The sequence below is a fragment of the Azotobacter salinestris genome (assembly GCF_009363155.1).
GTDB classification, from domain to species: Bacteria; Pseudomonadota; Gammaproteobacteria; order Pseudomonadales; family Pseudomonadaceae; genus Azotobacter; species Azotobacter salinestris.
In genome coordinates, this window is sequence record NZ_CP045302.1 from 915,634 (window position 1) to 930,666 (window position 15,033).

The 15,033-nt window shown below is 57.8% G+C and carries 22 protein-coding genes; 14 read left to right on the forward strand and 8 right to left on the reverse strand.

All coding sequences use genetic code 11. From position 1 onward, the window contains the following. Positions 1–129: 129 nt before the first annotated feature. The 4 genes from GCU53_RS04350 to GCU53_RS04365 are packed head-to-tail and all read right to left on the reverse strand — an operon-like array spanning position 130 to position 2,880. Positions 130–1,827, reverse strand: coding sequence for a DUF2326 domain-containing protein (locus GCU53_RS04350; RefSeq protein ID WP_152386523.1), 1,698 nt, complete (start codon positions 1,825–1,827; stop codon positions 130–132). Next, entirely contained in the window at positions 1,814–2,047 is a 234-nt protein-coding gene (locus GCU53_RS04355) for an ABC-three component system middle component 6 (RefSeq protein ID WP_152386524.1), read from the reverse strand. The genes GCU53_RS04350 and GCU53_RS04355 overlap by 14 nt, the downstream gene beginning before the upstream one ends. Then, positions 2,034–2,582, reverse strand: coding sequence for a hypothetical protein (locus tag GCU53_RS04360; RefSeq protein WP_152386525.1), 549 nt, complete (start codon positions 2,580–2,582; stop codon positions 2,034–2,036). Before GCU53_RS04360 ends, GCU53_RS04355 begins: the two co-directional genes overlap by 14 nt. Before the next feature lies 1 nt (position 2,583). Further along, the gene (locus tag GCU53_RS04365) at positions 2,584–2,880 is read right to left on the reverse strand and encodes a hypothetical protein (RefSeq protein WP_152386526.1); all 297 of its coding nucleotides are present in this window, start codon (positions 2,878–2,880) and stop codon (positions 2,584–2,586) included. A 387-nt stretch (positions 2,881–3,267) separates the two neighbouring features. Here GCU53_RS04365 and GCU53_RS04370 point away from each other — a divergent pair, with 387 nt between their 5' ends. From GCU53_RS04370 to GCU53_RS04405, 9 genes are all read left to right on the forward strand, one after another. Next, entirely contained in the window at positions 3,268–3,450 is a 183-nt protein-coding gene (locus tag GCU53_RS04370) for a hypothetical protein (RefSeq protein WP_152386527.1), read from the forward strand. After that, positions 3,450–4,049: a hypothetical protein gene (locus tag GCU53_RS04375; RefSeq protein WP_152386528.1), complete on the forward strand. Its 600-nt coding sequence runs from the start codon at positions 3,450–3,452 to the stop codon at positions 4,047–4,049. Before GCU53_RS04370 ends, GCU53_RS04375 begins: the two co-directional genes overlap by 1 nt. An 11-nt stretch (positions 4,050–4,060) precedes the next feature. Then, the gene (locus GCU53_RS04380) at positions 4,061–4,351 is read left to right on the forward strand and encodes a phage antirepressor KilAC domain-containing protein (RefSeq protein WP_152386529.1); all 291 of its coding nucleotides are present in this window, start codon (positions 4,061–4,063) and stop codon (positions 4,349–4,351) included. Further along, positions 4,341–4,496 carry a hypothetical protein gene (locus GCU53_RS25410; RefSeq protein ID WP_167520029.1) on the forward strand — a complete coding sequence of 52 codons (156 nt, stop codon included), beginning with the start codon at positions 4,341–4,343 and terminating at the stop codon, positions 4,494–4,496. The genes GCU53_RS04380 and GCU53_RS25410 overlap by 11 nt, the downstream gene beginning before the upstream one ends. Then, positions 4,493–4,831 (forward strand): pyocin activator PrtN family protein, encoded by a 339-nt coding sequence (locus tag GCU53_RS04385; protein WP_152386530.1) that lies wholly within the window; start codon positions 4,493–4,495, stop codon positions 4,829–4,831. The genes GCU53_RS25410 and GCU53_RS04385 overlap by 4 nt, the downstream gene beginning before the upstream one ends. 45 nt (positions 4,832–4,876) lie before the next feature. Next, positions 4,877–5,368, forward strand: coding sequence for a FliH/SctL family protein (locus GCU53_RS04390; protein ID WP_152386531.1), 492 nt, complete (start codon positions 4,877–4,879; stop codon positions 5,366–5,368). After that, entirely contained in the window at positions 5,365–5,781 is a 417-nt protein-coding gene (locus GCU53_RS04395; RefSeq protein WP_152386532.1) for a hypothetical protein, read from the forward strand. Before GCU53_RS04390 ends, GCU53_RS04395 begins: the two co-directional genes overlap by 4 nt. Beyond that, positions 5,774–6,280: a hypothetical protein gene (locus GCU53_RS04400; protein WP_152386533.1), complete on the forward strand. Its 507-nt coding sequence runs from the start codon at positions 5,774–5,776 to the stop codon at positions 6,278–6,280. Before GCU53_RS04395 ends, GCU53_RS04400 begins: the two co-directional genes overlap by 8 nt. 75 nt (positions 6,281–6,355) lie before the next feature. Next, positions 6,356–6,622, forward strand: coding sequence for a pyocin activator PrtN family protein (locus GCU53_RS04405; protein ID WP_152386534.1), 267 nt, complete (start codon positions 6,356–6,358; stop codon positions 6,620–6,622). Here GCU53_RS04405 and GCU53_RS04410 read toward each other — a convergent pair. Beyond that, on the reverse strand, positions 6,602–7,756 hold the full coding sequence (locus tag GCU53_RS04410; RefSeq protein ID WP_167520030.1) for a site-specific integrase: 1,155 nt from the start codon (positions 7,754–7,756) through the stop codon (positions 6,602–6,604). The two genes, GCU53_RS04405 and GCU53_RS04410, sit on opposite strands and share 21 nt — an antisense overlap. 124 nt (positions 7,757–7,880) lie before the next feature. Between GCU53_RS04410 and dusA the strand changes: the two genes are divergently transcribed. Together dusA and tal are read left to right on the forward strand one after the other, a co-directional pair. Beyond that, the gene (gene dusA / locus GCU53_RS04415) at positions 7,881–8,885 is read left to right on the forward strand and encodes a tRNA dihydrouridine(20/20a) synthase DusA (protein WP_152386535.1); all 1,005 of its coding nucleotides are present in this window, start codon (positions 7,881–7,883) and stop codon (positions 8,883–8,885) included. Positions 8,886–9,025: 140 nt separating this feature from the next. Beyond that, on the forward strand, positions 9,026–9,952 hold the full coding sequence (gene tal, locus GCU53_RS04420; protein ID WP_152386536.1) for a transaldolase: 927 nt from the start codon (positions 9,026–9,028) through the stop codon (positions 9,950–9,952). A 50-nt stretch (positions 9,953–10,002) separates the two neighbouring features. Here the strand turns inward: tal and rssC are convergent, their stop codons facing one another. From rssC to GCU53_RS04435, 3 genes are all read right to left on the reverse strand, one after another. Beyond that, positions 10,003–10,485: an anti-sigma factor antagonist RssC gene (rssC, locus tag GCU53_RS04425; protein WP_152386537.1), complete on the reverse strand. Its 483-nt coding sequence runs from the start codon at positions 10,483–10,485 to the stop codon at positions 10,003–10,005. After that, on the reverse strand, positions 10,482–11,666 hold the full coding sequence (rssB, locus tag GCU53_RS04430) for a two-component system response regulator RssB (protein ID WP_152386538.1): 1,185 nt from the start codon (positions 11,664–11,666) through the stop codon (positions 10,482–10,484). The genes rssC and rssB overlap by 4 nt, the downstream gene beginning before the upstream one ends. Before the next feature lie 278 nt (positions 11,667–11,944). Further along, positions 11,945–12,649, reverse strand: a complete 705-nt coding sequence (locus tag GCU53_RS04435) for an MlaA family lipoprotein (RefSeq protein WP_152386539.1) — start codon at positions 12,647–12,649, stop codon at positions 11,945–11,947. Positions 12,650–12,893: 244 nt separating this feature from the next. Here GCU53_RS04435 and GCU53_RS25415 point away from each other — a divergent pair, with 244 nt between their 5' ends. The 3 genes from GCU53_RS25415 (at position 12,894) to GCU53_RS04445 (ending at position 14,925) form a co-directional block, all read left to right on the forward strand. Beyond that, on the forward strand, positions 12,894–13,061 hold the full coding sequence (locus GCU53_RS25415; RefSeq protein WP_167520031.1) for a hypothetical protein: 168 nt from the start codon (positions 12,894–12,896) through the stop codon (positions 13,059–13,061). A gap of 39 nt (positions 13,062–13,100) precedes the next feature. Continuing rightward, complete coding sequence (locus GCU53_RS04440) at positions 13,101–13,364, forward strand: DUF4404 family protein (RefSeq protein ID WP_152386540.1); 264 nt, start codon at positions 13,101–13,103, stop codon at positions 13,362–13,364. 166 nt (positions 13,365–13,530) lie between these two features. After that, on the forward strand, positions 13,531–14,925 hold the full coding sequence (locus GCU53_RS04445) for an adenylate/guanylate cyclase domain-containing protein (RefSeq protein WP_152386541.1): 1,395 nt from the start codon (positions 13,531–13,533) through the stop codon (positions 14,923–14,925). The last annotated feature ends 108 nt before the right edge of the window (positions 14,926–15,033 follow it).

The window sequence follows — 15,033 nt, forward strand, 5'->3', positions numbered from 1 at the left end:
ATAAGAGGCACTTGTATTGCATAGCTGCAGGGCGCGGTGCAATTGACCGCATATTTACCGAGCCTTTAGGAGTACACACGCAACACCCCATTCGCGTGCAAACCTCACCTCAACTATCACTCACCCAACTCAAATCCTAAAAAATTTATCATCCTCAGAAAGCTCAAGTATCACTGAATCCTTTTTAAACACTTCAAACCTACTATCCGAAATCTTGTCACGAAGAAGTGCAACTATATATTGGCCATCTATCTTATTGGCGCATTGAAATATATCGAACACCTGATTTGCATCTACATCTTCAATACCATCATGCACAACAAATGTCGGGCGCTTCAGCTTTGCCTCATTCACAAAATTAATATACGCCAAATCGAACGCACTTAACTCTCCTTTCTTCTTTCCTCCTGTTGAGTTCGGCGTAATACAAGCTATATCAAACTCACAGCGCTCTTTCTCCAAGTCGAAGGCAAGATCAAATATATACCTTTCGTCATAGAACAATTTGCTTAAATCACCAAAATATGAATTAAATAACTCAATATTATGATCAAGCATTTTAGTATTCTTATAAATTTCCTCTACAACATTAGCTTTTGCAGCCTCCAACAAGGCAATATCACCCTTAGCGAGCTCAATTTTTTCAAGAAGCACTTTAACGCTAGCAATTTTCTCCCTGACAGAGGATAGATCATTATACATTTGACCTATAGACTTGAGGGTATCAGGCTCTTTAATACCTCGAAAAACATTGCCCTCCAACTCTTGAAGCCGATGAACCTCTTTTTTCAGGGAAAGATAAGAAGCCTCACACAACGAAAGCTCCTTTTTTATCAACTCAAGCTTATTGGACAATATCTTGTTATGAAAGACAATCAGATCTTCATAGGAACGCTTGAGGCTGCCGCTCACCGAAACTCCAGCATCCGAGTATATATCATAAAGTTCTTTCCCATCTATGCTGGCCGCATCACCCTTCAACTTTTCGATAAATCTCTTTAAATAGTCAATCCGATTAGCCTCCTTTGAATACTCCATAGTTACCCCAGATATCTCTCCCTGTATCCTAACCAACTCCTGAACACTTCCCTCCTGAGCATCCTTAAAGTCAAAGCTTGAAATCCTTGATTTTAAATCTTCTTCCTCATGCACAAGCGGCTTAATCATTTTTTCTAGCGCGCTTTCCTTATAAGGGTTTCTATATGCAGCCAAATGCTTTTTCTTTATCGATATCTGATTGTTTATGTGCGCCTTCTCCTTTAGCAAATCCAAGCCAGCAAACCCAAACAAAAAAAGATAAACCTGATCATAAACATCAGGCTTGGCGAGCAGATGCAAAAACCTTGCAGTATTTTGCATTTTCTCATTGGTGTTACGTATAAATTTATTGCTCAAGTTCCGAATAGACGGCTTTTCGCCAGTCAGCCCAAAAATATTCGCAGCAACAAACTCTGAATAGCTTTTCTTATCCGAAAGCACACCATTCACATAAAACTCAGAATCACTAGGATTCCTCTTAAGACTTCTAGAAATAGACTTAGGCTTATTATCAAAACCAAAAAACTCCAATTCTACCAAAATATCATTGCTATCGATAAAGCTCGAGACCTCAGGAATATCCTTTTTAAATTCCGGCTCAGTATAAATATCACTACCCGCCGACAGGAATAAATAATCCAACAACCTGGACGGAGTGGTTTTCCCGATACTGTTACCACTCTTTACCAACTTGGAGTCAGCATTAATTATTAAATTAAGGCCCTTTTTGAAGACAACCTGCCTCAGCAGCTCCTTATTTTTATAAACATTTAATCTATGCAGCAGCATACTCTATAAGCCCATTTTCATTAAGATCTATTGCACCAGCCACATACAGCCAATCCAATGCACAAACAAACACCTCATATGAAACACCAAGCTCCCTCCTAACCACATCATATAAGTCCTCAACACCGACTTGAGTAAATTCACTAGATGCCATCTCAGTCAAAATCCTAGCACCGATATAGACTGGATTCAGCTTGGGATCAGAATCAATCGTGATCATTTGGATTTTCCAAAACAATGCACTCTATTATTGCATAACTAATTATAAGATGAATACCGAAATTTATATCCTCATCATAGTAGCCCTGCTGTAGATCTGACGAGGACTTCACAAGCTCTGTTGCCAATGCAACCACTTCTTTAACCACGCGATCAGAATTCCTCTTAAGGCCATCCAGATCAAATGGTTTTGTAGATATCTCATATTTAGTCAGAGCTTGACGATAAAAAAGTTTAACCTGTTGTTTTAGTTTTCTACTGCCACTATTTATCACCCTATTCAACTCTACTATCGATTCATCGATCAAGAAACAATTCTCAATATATTCATCAACCAACCATCGATACATACAAAGATCATTAAATTTTATTTTCACCTCCACGTCAGCTGGATCTCTACTGAGATCCAGCCGCTCTGAATCAGCAGCTGCTATTATCTCTACGAGCTTCCCCAAAACAGTTGAGCGAGCAATGCCCCTCTCATTATTGATGTATATATCCCCACGATTATTGTCAAAGTTAACCCCCTGCCCCATATTATCCCCGATTATCAATATTCACCGAACCAGTATTACCATTAAAATACTGAGACCGCTCGCCTTGCGAAACACTATTCTTATTCTCGACCCTATTTATCTCCAGTTTTAATTTATTATTTTCCTCTACCTTCAAGTCCAGCTGCGCACTTAAACTTGACACCTCTTTAATTGCCTTATTTTTCCCACATGCCTGCACAATAGCGATAATTGCCGCAACAGCTGACAGTATATAGCCCACAAAACCAACAATCGGATTTGCAAGAAATAATTTTATACTTTCCATAACACCTTCCATAACTCCAACCCCCTCTCAAACAAAGAACAAATAAAACTTAACATCTACATTTTTCAATGGACGAGCACAAAAAAGACTCGCTATAGCAGGCCTATTACAATCCCCTAAAGGCTTAGAAAAACTGTACACTGAACCAAGGTCAACTCCCGTGCACTACCCACTGTCCCTCTTTGAGACAAGCCCCCTAACAGAGCCACTAACAAAACTTATCGCAGCCAAATTGCATGGCAGAGTTGGCAAGGTGTGTAGGCTAACTTATTGAGGTTTTGTTCGGCGCTCTGAGCTTTCATGCCCTCCCAGAAGTCAAAAGTAAACATTCCACATTGACCCGCCAATAAACACTAGGTTTAATAGCCTCATCTCTCCACCACAGAGCCGAGGCCCACCATGCACACCACCGCCACCCTGCACGTCCACCCGGCGTGCGCCTCCAACCGCCGGCTGATCGAGCAGCTCCAGGCCGACACCAAACGCCTTGTGGTCATCCACGGCGGCAAGCCCAGGCTGGTCAGCCGCGCCAAGGCTGCTGCGCCCTCCTCCGACTACCCGTTCGGCGGAGATGCGGCCTGATGAACACCTTCATCCTCAGCGACCGGACCCTGACCCTGCTCGCCGCCCAGCTCAACCTGAACGGCAGCTTCAACCACACCTGCCGCTCGGCCTTTTCCCGGCACAGCATCATGTTCCGCCTGAAGGTCGAGCGCGGCCCGTCCAGCACCGAGGCCACCGTCGAGCTGGGCGGCCAGCGTCACAGCCTCACCCTGCCCCACGGCGAGCCGCACCCGGCGCACCTGCTGGCCGACTTCGTCGAAGCCATCGCCAACGGCCGCCTGGACTCCGCCGAGCCGGCCCCGGCCCGCGTGGTCGCCGTCCTCCCGCCGGAGGACGAGCCGCTGCTCGACAGCGACCAGGAACGACAACTGCGCCATGTCGTGCAGCGCGGCGGCTTCCTCGAACTGCACCTGGGCCACGCCCACCCGATCCGCGTCGCCATCCACCGTAACCGGCCCCGGCCGGGCGTCACCGGCATCCTGGCCATCGGCGAGTCGCGCCCGCGCACCATCCTGCTCTCCAACTACGAGAACGGCGAGAGCAAGGCCTATGCGCGGATCGTCGAGGCCGTCGAGCACCTCTCCCTCGCCGCCGCGCCGGCGGCCAGCGCCGCCTGAGAGGTCCGCCGATGGCCCACACACTCGCCAACGCCGCCGCGCGTCTCGGCATCAGCCGCCCGCAGCTCATCAAGCGGATGCGCGCCGCCGGCCTGCTCGACACCGGCAACCTGCCGGCCCACCCGGAACGCGACCGCCTGCACCTGAAGGTCCATGAGGGCCACTGGTACCACCCGACGCTGGGCATGCAGTACAGCCGCTCCACGCGGGTGACGCGAGCCGGCCTGCACTGGCTGGCCACGCAACTGGATATCGGCCTGCCACCGCCTCCGCTTGAGCGGGAAGGCCGCAATGTCGCCTAGGCAATACGCCGCGCAGATCCTCGCCCTCCGCACCAAGGAAGAACGCCAGCAGGCGCTCGCCGAGGTGCCGGAGGAACTGCGCGTGCTGGTGAAAGATCACGTCGAGTCAGCCTGGAACCACCCGGCAAGGAAGAAGAAGCCGTGAGCAAACCCAACGACCACCTCCAGCCGCCCCTGCGGCTGACCCTCGCCCCGCCACCGGATGCCATCGAGCGGCTGTTCCGGGTCTTCGGCGACGAGCTGATACCCCTCGAACAGCTGCGCGCGCGGTACTTCCGCAACATGAACGCGGAGACGTTCAAGGCCGCCATCGGCACCGAGCGCATCCCGCTGCCGCTCACCACCGTGGTGACCAGCAACAAACGCCAGCAGTACGTCCACCTCCGCCACCTGGCCGCCTACATCGAAGAGCGCGCCTGGCTGGCCGACGAAGAACTCGCCCGCCGGCTGTCGCCAGCGGACGGCGGCGAGCAGGAATAACCCACGCCAGCCACCACCTGGCCTCGCCACACCCTGGAGCACACCATGGACATGACCACCGCCGCGCTGATCGGCATCACCCTCGGCACCGGCATCACCACCGCCGGCTGCTACCTGACCGGCCACGCCGCCGGCATCCGCCTCGGCCTGCAACGCGGCCACCGCGACGGCCACGACGCCGCCCGCGAGCAATTCGCCGCCGAACTGCTCGAATCCGGCCAGCGCCTGACCAGCGCCGAACGCATCCTCACCGCCACCCAGGCCGAGCTTCGCCAGGTGCAGAACGAACGCGCCCGCGAACGCCGCCAGACAGCCGAAGCCCTGGAGGAAGCCACCCTGCGCCTCGACGAAGCGCAGAGCCTGAACGCCGGGCACACCACCCTGCTGCGCCAGGCCTCCACCAACCTGGAACTGGCCGCCGCCACCTGGGACGCCATGACCGCCACGCGCAAGGCCCGTGACGCCCGTACCGTCGCCCACCAGTTGCGCGAGCTTGCAGACGCCATCGGCCCAAAACAGCAGGAGGCCGCAGCATGACGGCCCAGCCCGAAACCACCTACGTCCGCATCGCCACCGGCCTCCGGCGGCCGGATATCGACCTCGGGCTGGCGAAGGTCATGTGCCTCGATCTGGCTCGCCAGGTCGACAGTCTCCTGTCTGCCCTCTCCAACTCCAACCGCCTGGCCGAAGCGCAAATCGACCAGCTCGCCCGCCTGCGCGCCGACAACACGCGCCTGCGCGAGCAACTGGCCGACCTGCAGCACCTGGCCGACCACCGCGCAAACGCCCTCGCCGGAGTGCTCGAGCAGCAATCGCCCGTCGCCCAGGAGCAGGACGCCGTGACGCTGCCGCGTGATCGGCTGCAACACATCCACGACCTGATCCTGATCGGCTCGCCGTATACCGCGCAGCGAGAGATTCGTGCGCTGCTGGAGGCTGGCCATGATTGACAAACTGCTGCCGGCGAACGGCGTAGAAAACAGAATCCGCGCCATGGCGAAGGCCGGGCACAGCAAGACCATGACCCAGGAGCTGCTCGGCCTGAGCCGCTGGACCTTCGACAAGCTGGTCGCGCATATGCCGGATGTCGAGTTCCCAGGGCGTAACCGCTCCCGCGCCTACCGCGCCTCGGTGGACCGCAAGCGCGGCGTCTACACCGCGGCCATGCGCGAGGCCAGCACCCTGGCCGGCATGACGCACCATGAGCGGGCCAAGCGCACCGTCCGCGGCGTGACCGGCACCGTCGACGAACTGGTGGCACATTTCAAATGCCCACTGTCCCCCTCGCAGGTCCGCCGCCGCATGCGCCAGGGCATGACGCTGGAGGAAGCGCTGTTCACACCGAGGCTCATCCGCAACAACCTCGGCCGCTGGCTTGGCGTCACGGCCGACAGCCGCCGGGCGATTCTCGAGCGGGAGCGAGCGGTGCTGGAGGCTGGCCATGCTTAATCTCAACACCTTCGTCAGCTGGCGAGCCACCGCCCATGACGGGAAGAGGAAAGACAAGAAGGCAGGAAAGAGGCGATGAATACCGCATTTATACTGATGGCCCAGTACAACGGGCAGGCGATCATCCCTCTTGAATGGGTCTGCCGCGACTATTTCAACCTGACCGCCGATCAATTCCAGCGCAAGGCGCTGGCCGGTCAGATCACCCTGCCGATCGTGCGCATGGAGGGAGGGCAGAAAGCTGCGAAAGGGGTCCACTTGACCGACCTGGCTCAGTACATCGACGCCAGGCGCGCCGACGCCGTTCGTGAGTGCGAAACGCTAAACCGCCGCCGCGCCTGACCGCTTGCGCCGATCAACCCACTCCCCGAAGGTCGTCGGCATGGCGATGACCTTCGGCAACCACTCCCAGCCAGCGTACTTGTCGCCCTGCTCGTGCAGGTGCGTGTATCGCCTCAGAGACGTCCAGTTACGGTGCCCGCTCACGCTCGCGGCTCTCGGAATATCCCAGCCCATCTCGAACAGCCGGCTGACGCCTTCGTGGCGAAGATCATGGAAGTGCAGATCCTCGACGCCACAGATCTTGCACGCCCGACTCCACGCGCCCTGAATGGCATCCGCCGTGTACGGGAAAATCTCCGGGTAGGTGCGTGGCATGCTCTGCACGATTGCCCAGGCTTCGTCCGGCAGCGAGCACCACACATCGTTTCCCCACTTGTCGCCTGGGTTCTTCATGTCGCGCACGAGGACCCGCTGCCGTGCTTCGTCCAAGTCATCCCAGCGAATCCTGGTGATCTCTTCCTGACGCCGCGTCGAGAACAGCGCGAATACCACCACCTTGGTCATGGCTAGACTGGTGGGGCGCGATGCTTGCACTGCCACGAACTGCTGCAGCAAGGAGCCCAGCTCGGCGATCGTCGGGCGGCGATCGCGTTCGCGCGACTTGGTGTTGTAGCCAAGCTTCTTGATCACCCGCCGCGCATCGGCCATCGCACTCGCGTCAACCTCATAGCCCCAGGCCGGCCGCGCGATGGTCAGCACAGCGCCTATGTGCGACAAGTCGTTTCCAGCGGTCTGCGGCTTCACACTGCCGCCTTCCGGACTCATGCGCCACAGCGCATAGTCGACCAAGGCCTGACTTGTGAGCTCGCACTCGAGCAGACCTCCCAGGTGGCTAGCAGCCACGGCACGCAAAGTAGCCTCCTTGGTCTTGCCGAGCGGATTTTTAGGGTCGCGTTCACCGATATAGCGGTCGATCATCTCCGCCAGAGTGACCCTGCCACCGCGCTGCTCGCGCTCCAATGCGCCAGGCTCGCTCAGTTCGGTCTCCCGTCGCTTCGCCCAAGCCTCGGCCGCCTTCCGGCGACTGAAGCTCGCGCTCTCCTGATAGACTTGGACGCCATCGCGCTTGATCCTGAGCTGCGCGGTGTACATCACGGAGCCGTCCTTGTTCTTCCGGGTACGGATGGTGGCCATGGTGGAAAACCCTTCGAGGTCGGTGGTAAATCTGATTTACCGGGTGGTAAATTTTACCACCGACCTTTTAGAAACACCCGAAAACACCAGAAAATCCACATAAATGCACACTGCCGAAAGCCCGATGAAAACTAGCCAGAACCCAGCAACCACGCGCCCTGAGCCGTCCCGCCGCTTCTGCGTGGCGCCGATGATGGATTGGACCGATCGGCATTGCCGCTTTTTTCTCCGGCAGCTGTCGCATCACGCCCTCCTCTATACCGAGATGGTTACCACCGGAGCGCTGCTGCATGGCGATGCCCAGCGCTTTCTGCGTCATGACCAGTTGGAGCATCCCCTGGCACTGCAACTGGGTGGCAGCGACCCTGCCGAGCTGGCGGCCTGTGCGAAACTGGCCGAGGAGGCCGGCTACGACGAGGTCAACCTGAACGTCGGCTGTCCGAGCGACCGTGTGCAGAACAACCTGATCGGCGCCTGCCTGATGGGACATCCGGCACGGGTGGCCGATTGCGTGAAGGCGATGCGCGACGCTGTGGCCATTCCGGTCACGGTCAAGCACCGTATCGGCATCGACGGCCGGGATTCCTACGACGAACTTCGCGACTTCGTCGGCCAGGTATGCGAGGCCGGTTGCCGCAGCTTTATCGTGCATGCCCGCATCGCCATCCTCGCCGGGCTGTCGCCCAAGGAGAACCGCGAGATCCCCCCGCTGCGCTATGATGTGGTCGCACAGCTCAAGCAGGACTTTCCCGATCTGGAGATGATCCTCAATGGCGGAATCAAGACCCTCGAGGAATGTCGCCAGCATCTGCAGACCTTCGACGGCGTGATGCTCGGTCGCGAGGCCTATCACAATCCCTACCTGCTCGCCCAAGTCGATCAGGAGTTGTTTGGCAACCCCCTCCCCCCGATTAGTCGGCACGAGGCCCTGGAGTGCCTGCGTCCCTACATCCAGCAGCATCTGGACGAAGGCGGCACCCTGCACCATGTCACTCGCCATGTGCTGGGCCTGGGGCAGGGCTTTCCCGGGGCACGCCGTTTCCGCCAGTTGCTGTCGGCGGACATTCACAAGGCCAGCGATCCACTGGCACTGTTCGACCAGGCGATAGCACTGCTCGAAGGACGCTGAGGGCACGCGCAGGGAACGTTGAGCCATATCCGATATCGAAGCGCTGGCCGCCCCGCGGTCTTCCGCACAGGCCCCGAGCCGCCCGTTGAGTGCACCCCGGCGCTCGGGTAAGGTCAGGCAATCGTAAAAGGACAGAGCCCATGACATCCAAGCTGGAGCAACTCAAGCAATACACCACGGTGGTCGCCGACACTGGCGATCTGGACGCCATTGCCCGCCTGCAGCCGGTCGATGCCACCACCAACCCCTCGCTGCTGCTCAAGGCTGCCGCTCTGCCCCGCTACGCCGGGCTGCTTGAGCATGCAATGACGGGCTGTGGCGGCGACCTCGGACTGGCCTGCGACCGCTTCGCCGTCGCCGTGGGCCAGGAAATTCTCAAGGTCATTCCCGGGCGCATCTCCACCGAGGTGGACGCTCGCCTGTCCTTCGACAGCCAGGCCACCATCGGCCGGGCCGAGCGCCTGATCGACCTTTATGAGCAAGCAGGTATCGCCCGCAAGCGCGTGCTGATCAAGATTGCCGCCACCTGGGAGGGCATCCGCGCGGCCGAACAACTGGAGAAGGCCGGCATCCAGACCAACCTGACCCTGCTGTTCTCCTTCGCCCAGGCCGTCGCCTGTGCCGATGCCGGAGTGTTCCTGATCTCGCCCTTCGTCGGACGCATCTACGACTGGTACAAGAAGGCCGAGGGACACGACTTCACCGGCTCGGAAGACCCCGGCGTGCAATCGGTCACGCGCATCTACAACTATTACAAGGCCAACGGCTACGACACCGTGGTCATGGGCGCGAGCTTCCGCAATCTGGGGCAGATCGAGCAGTTGGCCGGCTGTGATCGCCTGACCATCAGCCCCGAACTGCTGCAGCAACTGGCCGAGGAGCAAGGCCTTCTGGAGCGCCAGCTGGCTCCCGGCAGCAGCGGAGAAGCCCGCCAGGTGCTGGATGAGCGGGCCTTCCGCTGGGCACTCAACGAAGACGCCATGGCGACGGAAAAGCTGGCTGAGGGCATCCGTCAGTTCGCCCGCGACCAGCTCAAGCTGGAGACGCTGCTGAGCGAGAAGATCTGATGCAAAAGACGGGGCGCCCCAAGGGCCGCCCCGCCTGCGCAGATCGCCGATTACTGGCGTTCGAGAGCACTGACCAGATCGTGGAAGGCTTCCCGATTGGATTCATTAAGGCCCATCAGGATACGGTGCGCTTCCAGTACCTTGGCCTTGACCACCTCTTCCGACTGATCTTGGGAAGGCAGCTCGGAAAGACATTCCGGACAAGGAATGGGGCGATCGACGATATTGAATACCTGATCGAAGCCCATCGACTGCAGCAGACGGGTAATGTCCGGATGAGTGGTCACCACCGTCGGCAACATGCCGACCTTCTGCCGGGAGAGGATCGAAAGCTTGGCCAGGAGCCCCAGCGTGGTGCTGTCGATGCTCTGGGTTTCGGTCAGGTCGATGACGATGGCGGAGAAATTGAGGGCAGCGAAAATCCGCTCGATGGTGTCGTCCAAAGCCGAACACAAGGTCAGCCGGATTTCCCCGATGAACTTGAGTACGAAGGTGCCGCTTTGCTCGGCGAACTGGATTTTCCCGATACTCATGCAAGGTTCCTGTTCAACACCAGCAAGGCGATATCATCCGGCATTTCGCCCAACTGGGCCAATCCCAATACCTGGCGCAACCCATCCAGAGTGCCCCCTGCGGTCCTCACGCGGTCCGGCAGGACGGCTTCTCTTTCTTTGAGCGTCTCCCCCGGCAAAAGATCCAGTACTCCGTCCGACACCAAGGTCAGACTGAAGGAAGCCGGCAACTGCAACTCGTAATTCTCGTAGCGAGCATCCTGAAACAGGCCGACCGGCAGACCGCGCCCTTTCAGGTAGGTGGCTTCGCCGTTGCTGTAGAACACGGGCAACGGTAAGTGCCCTCCCACACAATAGGTTAGCCGATCGGCAGCCAGGTCGATCAGACCGCCGAGCATGGTCACATGCTTGCCCAGCTTGCAGTTGATCAGGCCGCGATTGATGTGGGCGAGCACATCGGAAGGCTTGAAGTCGGGAAATGCGCCATTGCGCCGAAACTCGTACAGCAGGCGCGTAGTCATGAACTTGAGCAACACGGTGACGAACGCGGAAGAAGCGCCATGACCGGAGACGTCAGCCAGGTAGAAGCCCAGGCGTCGCTCATCGATCCGAAAATAGTCGACGAAATCACCCGACAGATAGAGGGACGGGATGATTTTGTGGGCAAAGCACAGGCCATCGACCTCCCAAGGGGTTTCCGGCAGCATGTTCAGTTGCACCTGACGCCCGGCGTTCTGGTCCTCCTGCAACAGGCTCAGGCTGGCCTGCAGCTCCCGGTTGGCGACTTCCAGCTTTTCCCGATAGCGGCGGTTTTCCAAACGCAGGCGCGCCCGATCCAGCGCCCGGCGCACCGAGTGCTCGAGCACGGCAAGATCTTCCAGCGGCTTGATCAGGTAGTCGGCGGCCCCGAGACGCAAAGCCTCGACCACATCGCTCATGACTCCCGCACCGGACATGACGATGACAGGGGTCTCGCTCTGTTGCTCGCCTATCCGCCGAATCAGCTCCAGGCCGTCGACCTGAGGCATGCGCAGATCGCAGATGACCAGATCGGGCTCTTCACTCTCGAAGACTTCGAGCCCTTGCAGAGCGTTGCCTGCCTGCAGAACCTGGAAACCACTGTCCTCCAGATAGGCCGCGAGACTGGCACGGACGACCTTGTCGTCATCGATTATCAGCAGCTTAGCACTGGAATTGTGCATGAGGTATCCGGGCTGACTGCGCAGGGGTCGGGCTCGCATACGGCCTGCCCCTGGCCAAAGCGCTAGTAGTGAGTTCGCATCACGGCGCAGACGGTACTCCCATCTGCCGGGTGATTCAAGCGTGCCCTGGTAACCATATTTGCGAGCACAATCGAAATGACGTGCCTCTATAAAAGCACGACTTTTCGCTTTCGACTCGACACCGGGGCAAGAAGCGGCGGAGGGAAAAATGCCAGTCAAAAAGACTGGCATCGCAATGACGCATCCAGGCGAATGCTTTAGAAATCGTCTTCCACATTGCCATCCTGCACCTTGAACTCACGATTCTGCAGGTAGGCGTTGCGGATGAAGACATACTTGTCGCCGGTGATGAGCTTCTCCGCCGACAGCAAACTGGCACGGGTATCCACGACATTGAGACCGAACATGATGTTGCGGGTCCGGATATCGTCATCCATGTACGGGTAGGGTTTGGTGTAGGAGTCCACAACCAGCCCGCCGGCATCGCGCACCGTGCTCGGACCGAAGAACGGCAGCACTACATAGGGACCACTCTGCACGCCCCAGGCCCCCAGAGTCTGCCCGAAGTCTTCGTCGTTTCGGTCGAGCCCCATTTTGGTCGCCACGTCGAAAAATCCCACTACGCCCAGGGTACTGTTGAGCAGCAGCCTGCTGCTGTCGACACCCGCATCGTGAAACTTGGCCTGCAGCAGATCGTTGGCCAAGTTGCCGACGTCACCAATATTGCGATAGACGTTGTGCACGCCATCCTCGAGGAACTGTGGGGTAATCGCCTGATACCCCTTGGCGACTGGCTTCAGAAAATAGGCATCCAGGGTATCGTTGAAACGGAATATCGCCCGGTTGACACCTTCCCACGGGTCTTCCTCGGCAACCGCTGTCATTACGGGCAACAGGGCCAGTCCGGCACAGACTAGCGAACGGCCCAATCGTTTGGTCCGGTCGGCGGCAATCACACGCATTGCTGGTACCTCCTCCGCGAAGAATTATTCAATAGTGGCCGAGTATATAGTCTGCTATGCATTCAGGCAGCAGCAGAACTGCCGTTGCGGATCAAACCAAAGTCATACTCGGTCACAGGCTTTTGCAATCGGACTGGCGCTCAAGCAATGCCGGTCATCTATATGTCACATATCGCCACTATTTTGGCTGCGCTGAAGCCAGTCCCGCACCTTCGGGCTTTCTGGCTGCCGGAAGGACATCGGCTTGACGCAAGGCTTCCCCGCCCTGCGCCCTCTCGGCCGGGACGGGGGAAACAGCCATGCCTTCCAGGAGGTCAAGACTCCGGTTGAGCGGCTGCATATCGGCGCAGATGGCAAAAATCCGAAACCCTCCCCCTCGTTGATCAGGATCAAGCAGGCACTTCCTGCCTGAACTATCCTTTACAAGGAAATTTCATAAGGGGATTTTGTCATGCCCGAAAACCTGCAGCGACATTTACAGGAACTGCGCGATCAGCTGGCCCAGAATCCGCCCATGAGCGCCGAAGAGCGCGCCAGAATGGCCTCTCTCATCCAGGAACTCGAGCTGCAACTGGCCCGCGATGCGGGCGGCGCGCCGGACGACAGCCTGGTGGATGGCATCAACCTCGCCGTGGAGCGCTTCGAGGCCGAGCATCCGACGCTTGCCGTGACTCTGCGCAACATTCTGCAAAGTCTGGCCAACATGGGCATCTGATTCCTACAGCGACAATCAGCGAGCAGAACCCCTCAGCCTGATCATGCCCGAAAGTCGCATGCCTGTCTTTCAACGTATGATTGTAACCATTGCAGCTAAAGCATAAGCTCCTGCGCCATAACAAGCATAAGCTCCAGCAGTAGCAGCAAGGAAGGCTTCTCCCCTCATGAAAGACGTAAGTAGTACTTGCCTAGACGGACTGCCCGCCTCCTCTTACTCGCTGCGCCAATATTACTCGCGCATGCTGGCCTACATCTCAGCTGCCGCGAGCGTCGCCGCAGGCACCTATGTACAGTATTTCAGCTATGACATTCTCTGGCTGGTGCCCTACGCCCTGCTCTACCCCCCTCTTGTCCATCACCTCAGCCAGGGCTATCGGCTCGAACATCCCCAGCAAACCAGCCAGGTTCTGCTGTTCTTCGATGCGATTCATGCCGGATTGGCAGCAGTGCTCCTGGGCTTCTCGATCGTCCCCAGCCTGATGCTCCTGCTGACGCTCTGCTTCAGCGCGCTGATGACAGGCGGTACCCGCAACCTGATACTTGCCGTGCTGGTAGCCCTGAGCACGACGCTGCTGGCCAATATGCTGCTGGCGCCCACCTACCGGGGCTCCACGCCCGATGTCGTCTCCCTGGTGAGCGTCGCCTTCACCATGCTGTACGTCTGCATCACCGCCTGCTTCGTCCATCGGCAGAGCCAGCGGCTGATCCAGATTCGCGCGGAGATCAAGCGGGAACAGGAGAGGTCCGCCCAGTTGGCCAGCAGTCTGGCCAAGTACCTGTCGCCCCAAGTCTGGGAGTCGATCTTCACCGGCAGAAAGAGCGTGCGCCTGGAAACCCAGCGCAAGAAGCTCACCGTGTTCTTCTCCGACATCAAGGGCTTCACCGAACTGTCGGAAGAGCTCGAGGCCGAGGCGCTGACCGATCTGCTCAACAACTACCTGAACGAAATGTCGAAAATCGCCCTGAAATACGGCGGTACCATCGACAAGTTCGTTGGCGACTCCGTGATGGTGTTCTTCGGCGACCCCACCACCGAAGGTGCAAAGAATGACGCGGTCGCGGCGGTGTCCATGGCCATTGCCATGCGCAAGCACATGAAGGTGCTGCGCCAGCACTGGCGCGCCCAGGGTATCACCAAGCCGCTGGAAATCCGCATGGGCATCAATACCGGCTATTGCACGGTCGGCAACTTCGGTGCCGACACGCGGATGGACTACACCATCATCGGCCGCGAGGTGAATCTCGCCAGCCGCCTGGAAAGCGCCTCGGAAGCCGGCGAGATCCTCATCTCCCACGAAACCTACTCCCTGGTGAAGGATGTGATCATGTGCCGCGACAAGGGCCAGATCACGGTCAAGGGCTTCAGCCGGCCGGTGCAGATCTACCAGATCGTCGACTTCCGCCGCGATCTGGGCGCCGTCTCCAGCTTCATCGAGCACGAAATGCCCGGCTTCTCCATGTATCTGGATACCAATGACATCCAGAACTTCGACAAGGAGCGTGTCATCCTGGCCCTGCGCCAGGCTGCAGAGAAGCTCAGGGACAAGGTAACCGTCTAGTCACAAGCAGCACGCCGCGCAAATCAGCGGATCTTCCGCTGCCAGGCTGGCCAGGGACGGCCAGCAGACCGGATGCAGCGAATCCGGCTATCCCGCGCAGAGCGCGAC

What these genes read in the sequence shown, in the direction of transcription:
- GCU53_RS04390 (WP_152386531.1), top strand. Translation starts at nt 4,877, where the DNA reads ATGGACATGACCACCGCCGCGCTGATCGGCATCACCCTCGGCACCGGC.
- GCU53_RS04405 (WP_152386534.1), top strand. Translation starts at nt 6,356, where the DNA reads ATGAATACCGCATTTATACTGATGGCCCAGTACAACGGGCAGGCGATC.
- GCU53_RS04400 (WP_152386533.1), top strand. Translation starts at nt 5,774, where the DNA reads ATGATTGACAAACTGCTGCCGGCGAACGGCGTAGAAAACAGAATCCGC.
- GCU53_RS04355 (WP_152386524.1), bottom strand. Translation starts at nt 2,047, where the DNA reads ATGATCACGATTGATTCTGATCCCAAGCTGAATCCAGTCTATATCGGT.
- GCU53_RS04360 (WP_152386525.1), bottom strand. Translation starts at nt 2,582, where the DNA reads ATGGGGCAGGGGGTTAACTTTGACAATAATCGTGGGGATATATACATC.
- dusA (WP_152386535.1), top strand. Translation starts at nt 7,881, where the DNA reads ATGAAAACTAGCCAGAACCCAGCAACCACGCGCCCTGAGCCGTCCCGC.
- GCU53_RS04375 (WP_152386528.1), top strand. Translation starts at nt 3,450, where the DNA reads ATGAACACCTTCATCCTCAGCGACCGGACCCTGACCCTGCTCGCCGCC.
- GCU53_RS04370 (WP_152386527.1), top strand. Translation starts at nt 3,268, where the DNA reads ATGCACACCACCGCCACCCTGCACGTCCACCCGGCGTGCGCCTCCAAC.
- tal (WP_152386536.1), top strand. Translation starts at nt 9,026, where the DNA reads ATGACATCCAAGCTGGAGCAACTCAAGCAATACACCACGGTGGTCGCC.
- GCU53_RS04380 (WP_152386529.1), top strand. Translation starts at nt 4,061, where the DNA reads ATGGCCCACACACTCGCCAACGCCGCCGCGCGTCTCGGCATCAGCCGC.
- rssB (WP_152386538.1), bottom strand. Translation starts at nt 11,666, where the DNA reads ATGCACAATTCCAGTGCTAAGCTGCTGATAATCGATGACGACAAGGTC.
- GCU53_RS04445 (WP_152386541.1), top strand. Translation starts at nt 13,531, where the DNA reads ATGAAAGACGTAAGTAGTACTTGCCTAGACGGACTGCCCGCCTCCTCT.
- GCU53_RS04365 (WP_152386526.1), bottom strand. Translation starts at nt 2,880, where the DNA reads ATGGAAGGTGTTATGGAAAGTATAAAATTATTTCTTGCAAATCCGATT.
- rssC (WP_152386537.1), bottom strand. Translation starts at nt 10,485, where the DNA reads ATGAGTATCGGGAAAATCCAGTTCGCCGAGCAAAGCGGCACCTTCGTA.
- GCU53_RS25410 (WP_167520029.1), top strand. Translation starts at nt 4,341, where the DNA reads ATGTCGCCTAGGCAATACGCCGCGCAGATCCTCGCCCTCCGCACCAAG.
- GCU53_RS04350 (WP_152386523.1), bottom strand. Translation starts at nt 1,827, where the DNA reads ATGCTGCTGCATAGATTAAATGTTTATAAAAATAAGGAGCTGCTGAGG.
- GCU53_RS04440 (WP_152386540.1), top strand. Translation starts at nt 13,101, where the DNA reads ATGCCCGAAAACCTGCAGCGACATTTACAGGAACTGCGCGATCAGCTG.
- GCU53_RS04435 (WP_152386539.1), bottom strand. Translation starts at nt 12,649, where the DNA reads ATGCGTGTGATTGCCGCCGACCGGACCAAACGATTGGGCCGTTCGCTA.
- GCU53_RS04395 (WP_152386532.1), top strand. Translation starts at nt 5,365, where the DNA reads ATGACGGCCCAGCCCGAAACCACCTACGTCCGCATCGCCACCGGCCTC.
- GCU53_RS04410 (WP_167520030.1), bottom strand. Translation starts at nt 7,756, where the DNA reads ATGGCCACCATCCGTACCCGGAAGAACAAGGACGGCTCCGTGATGTAC.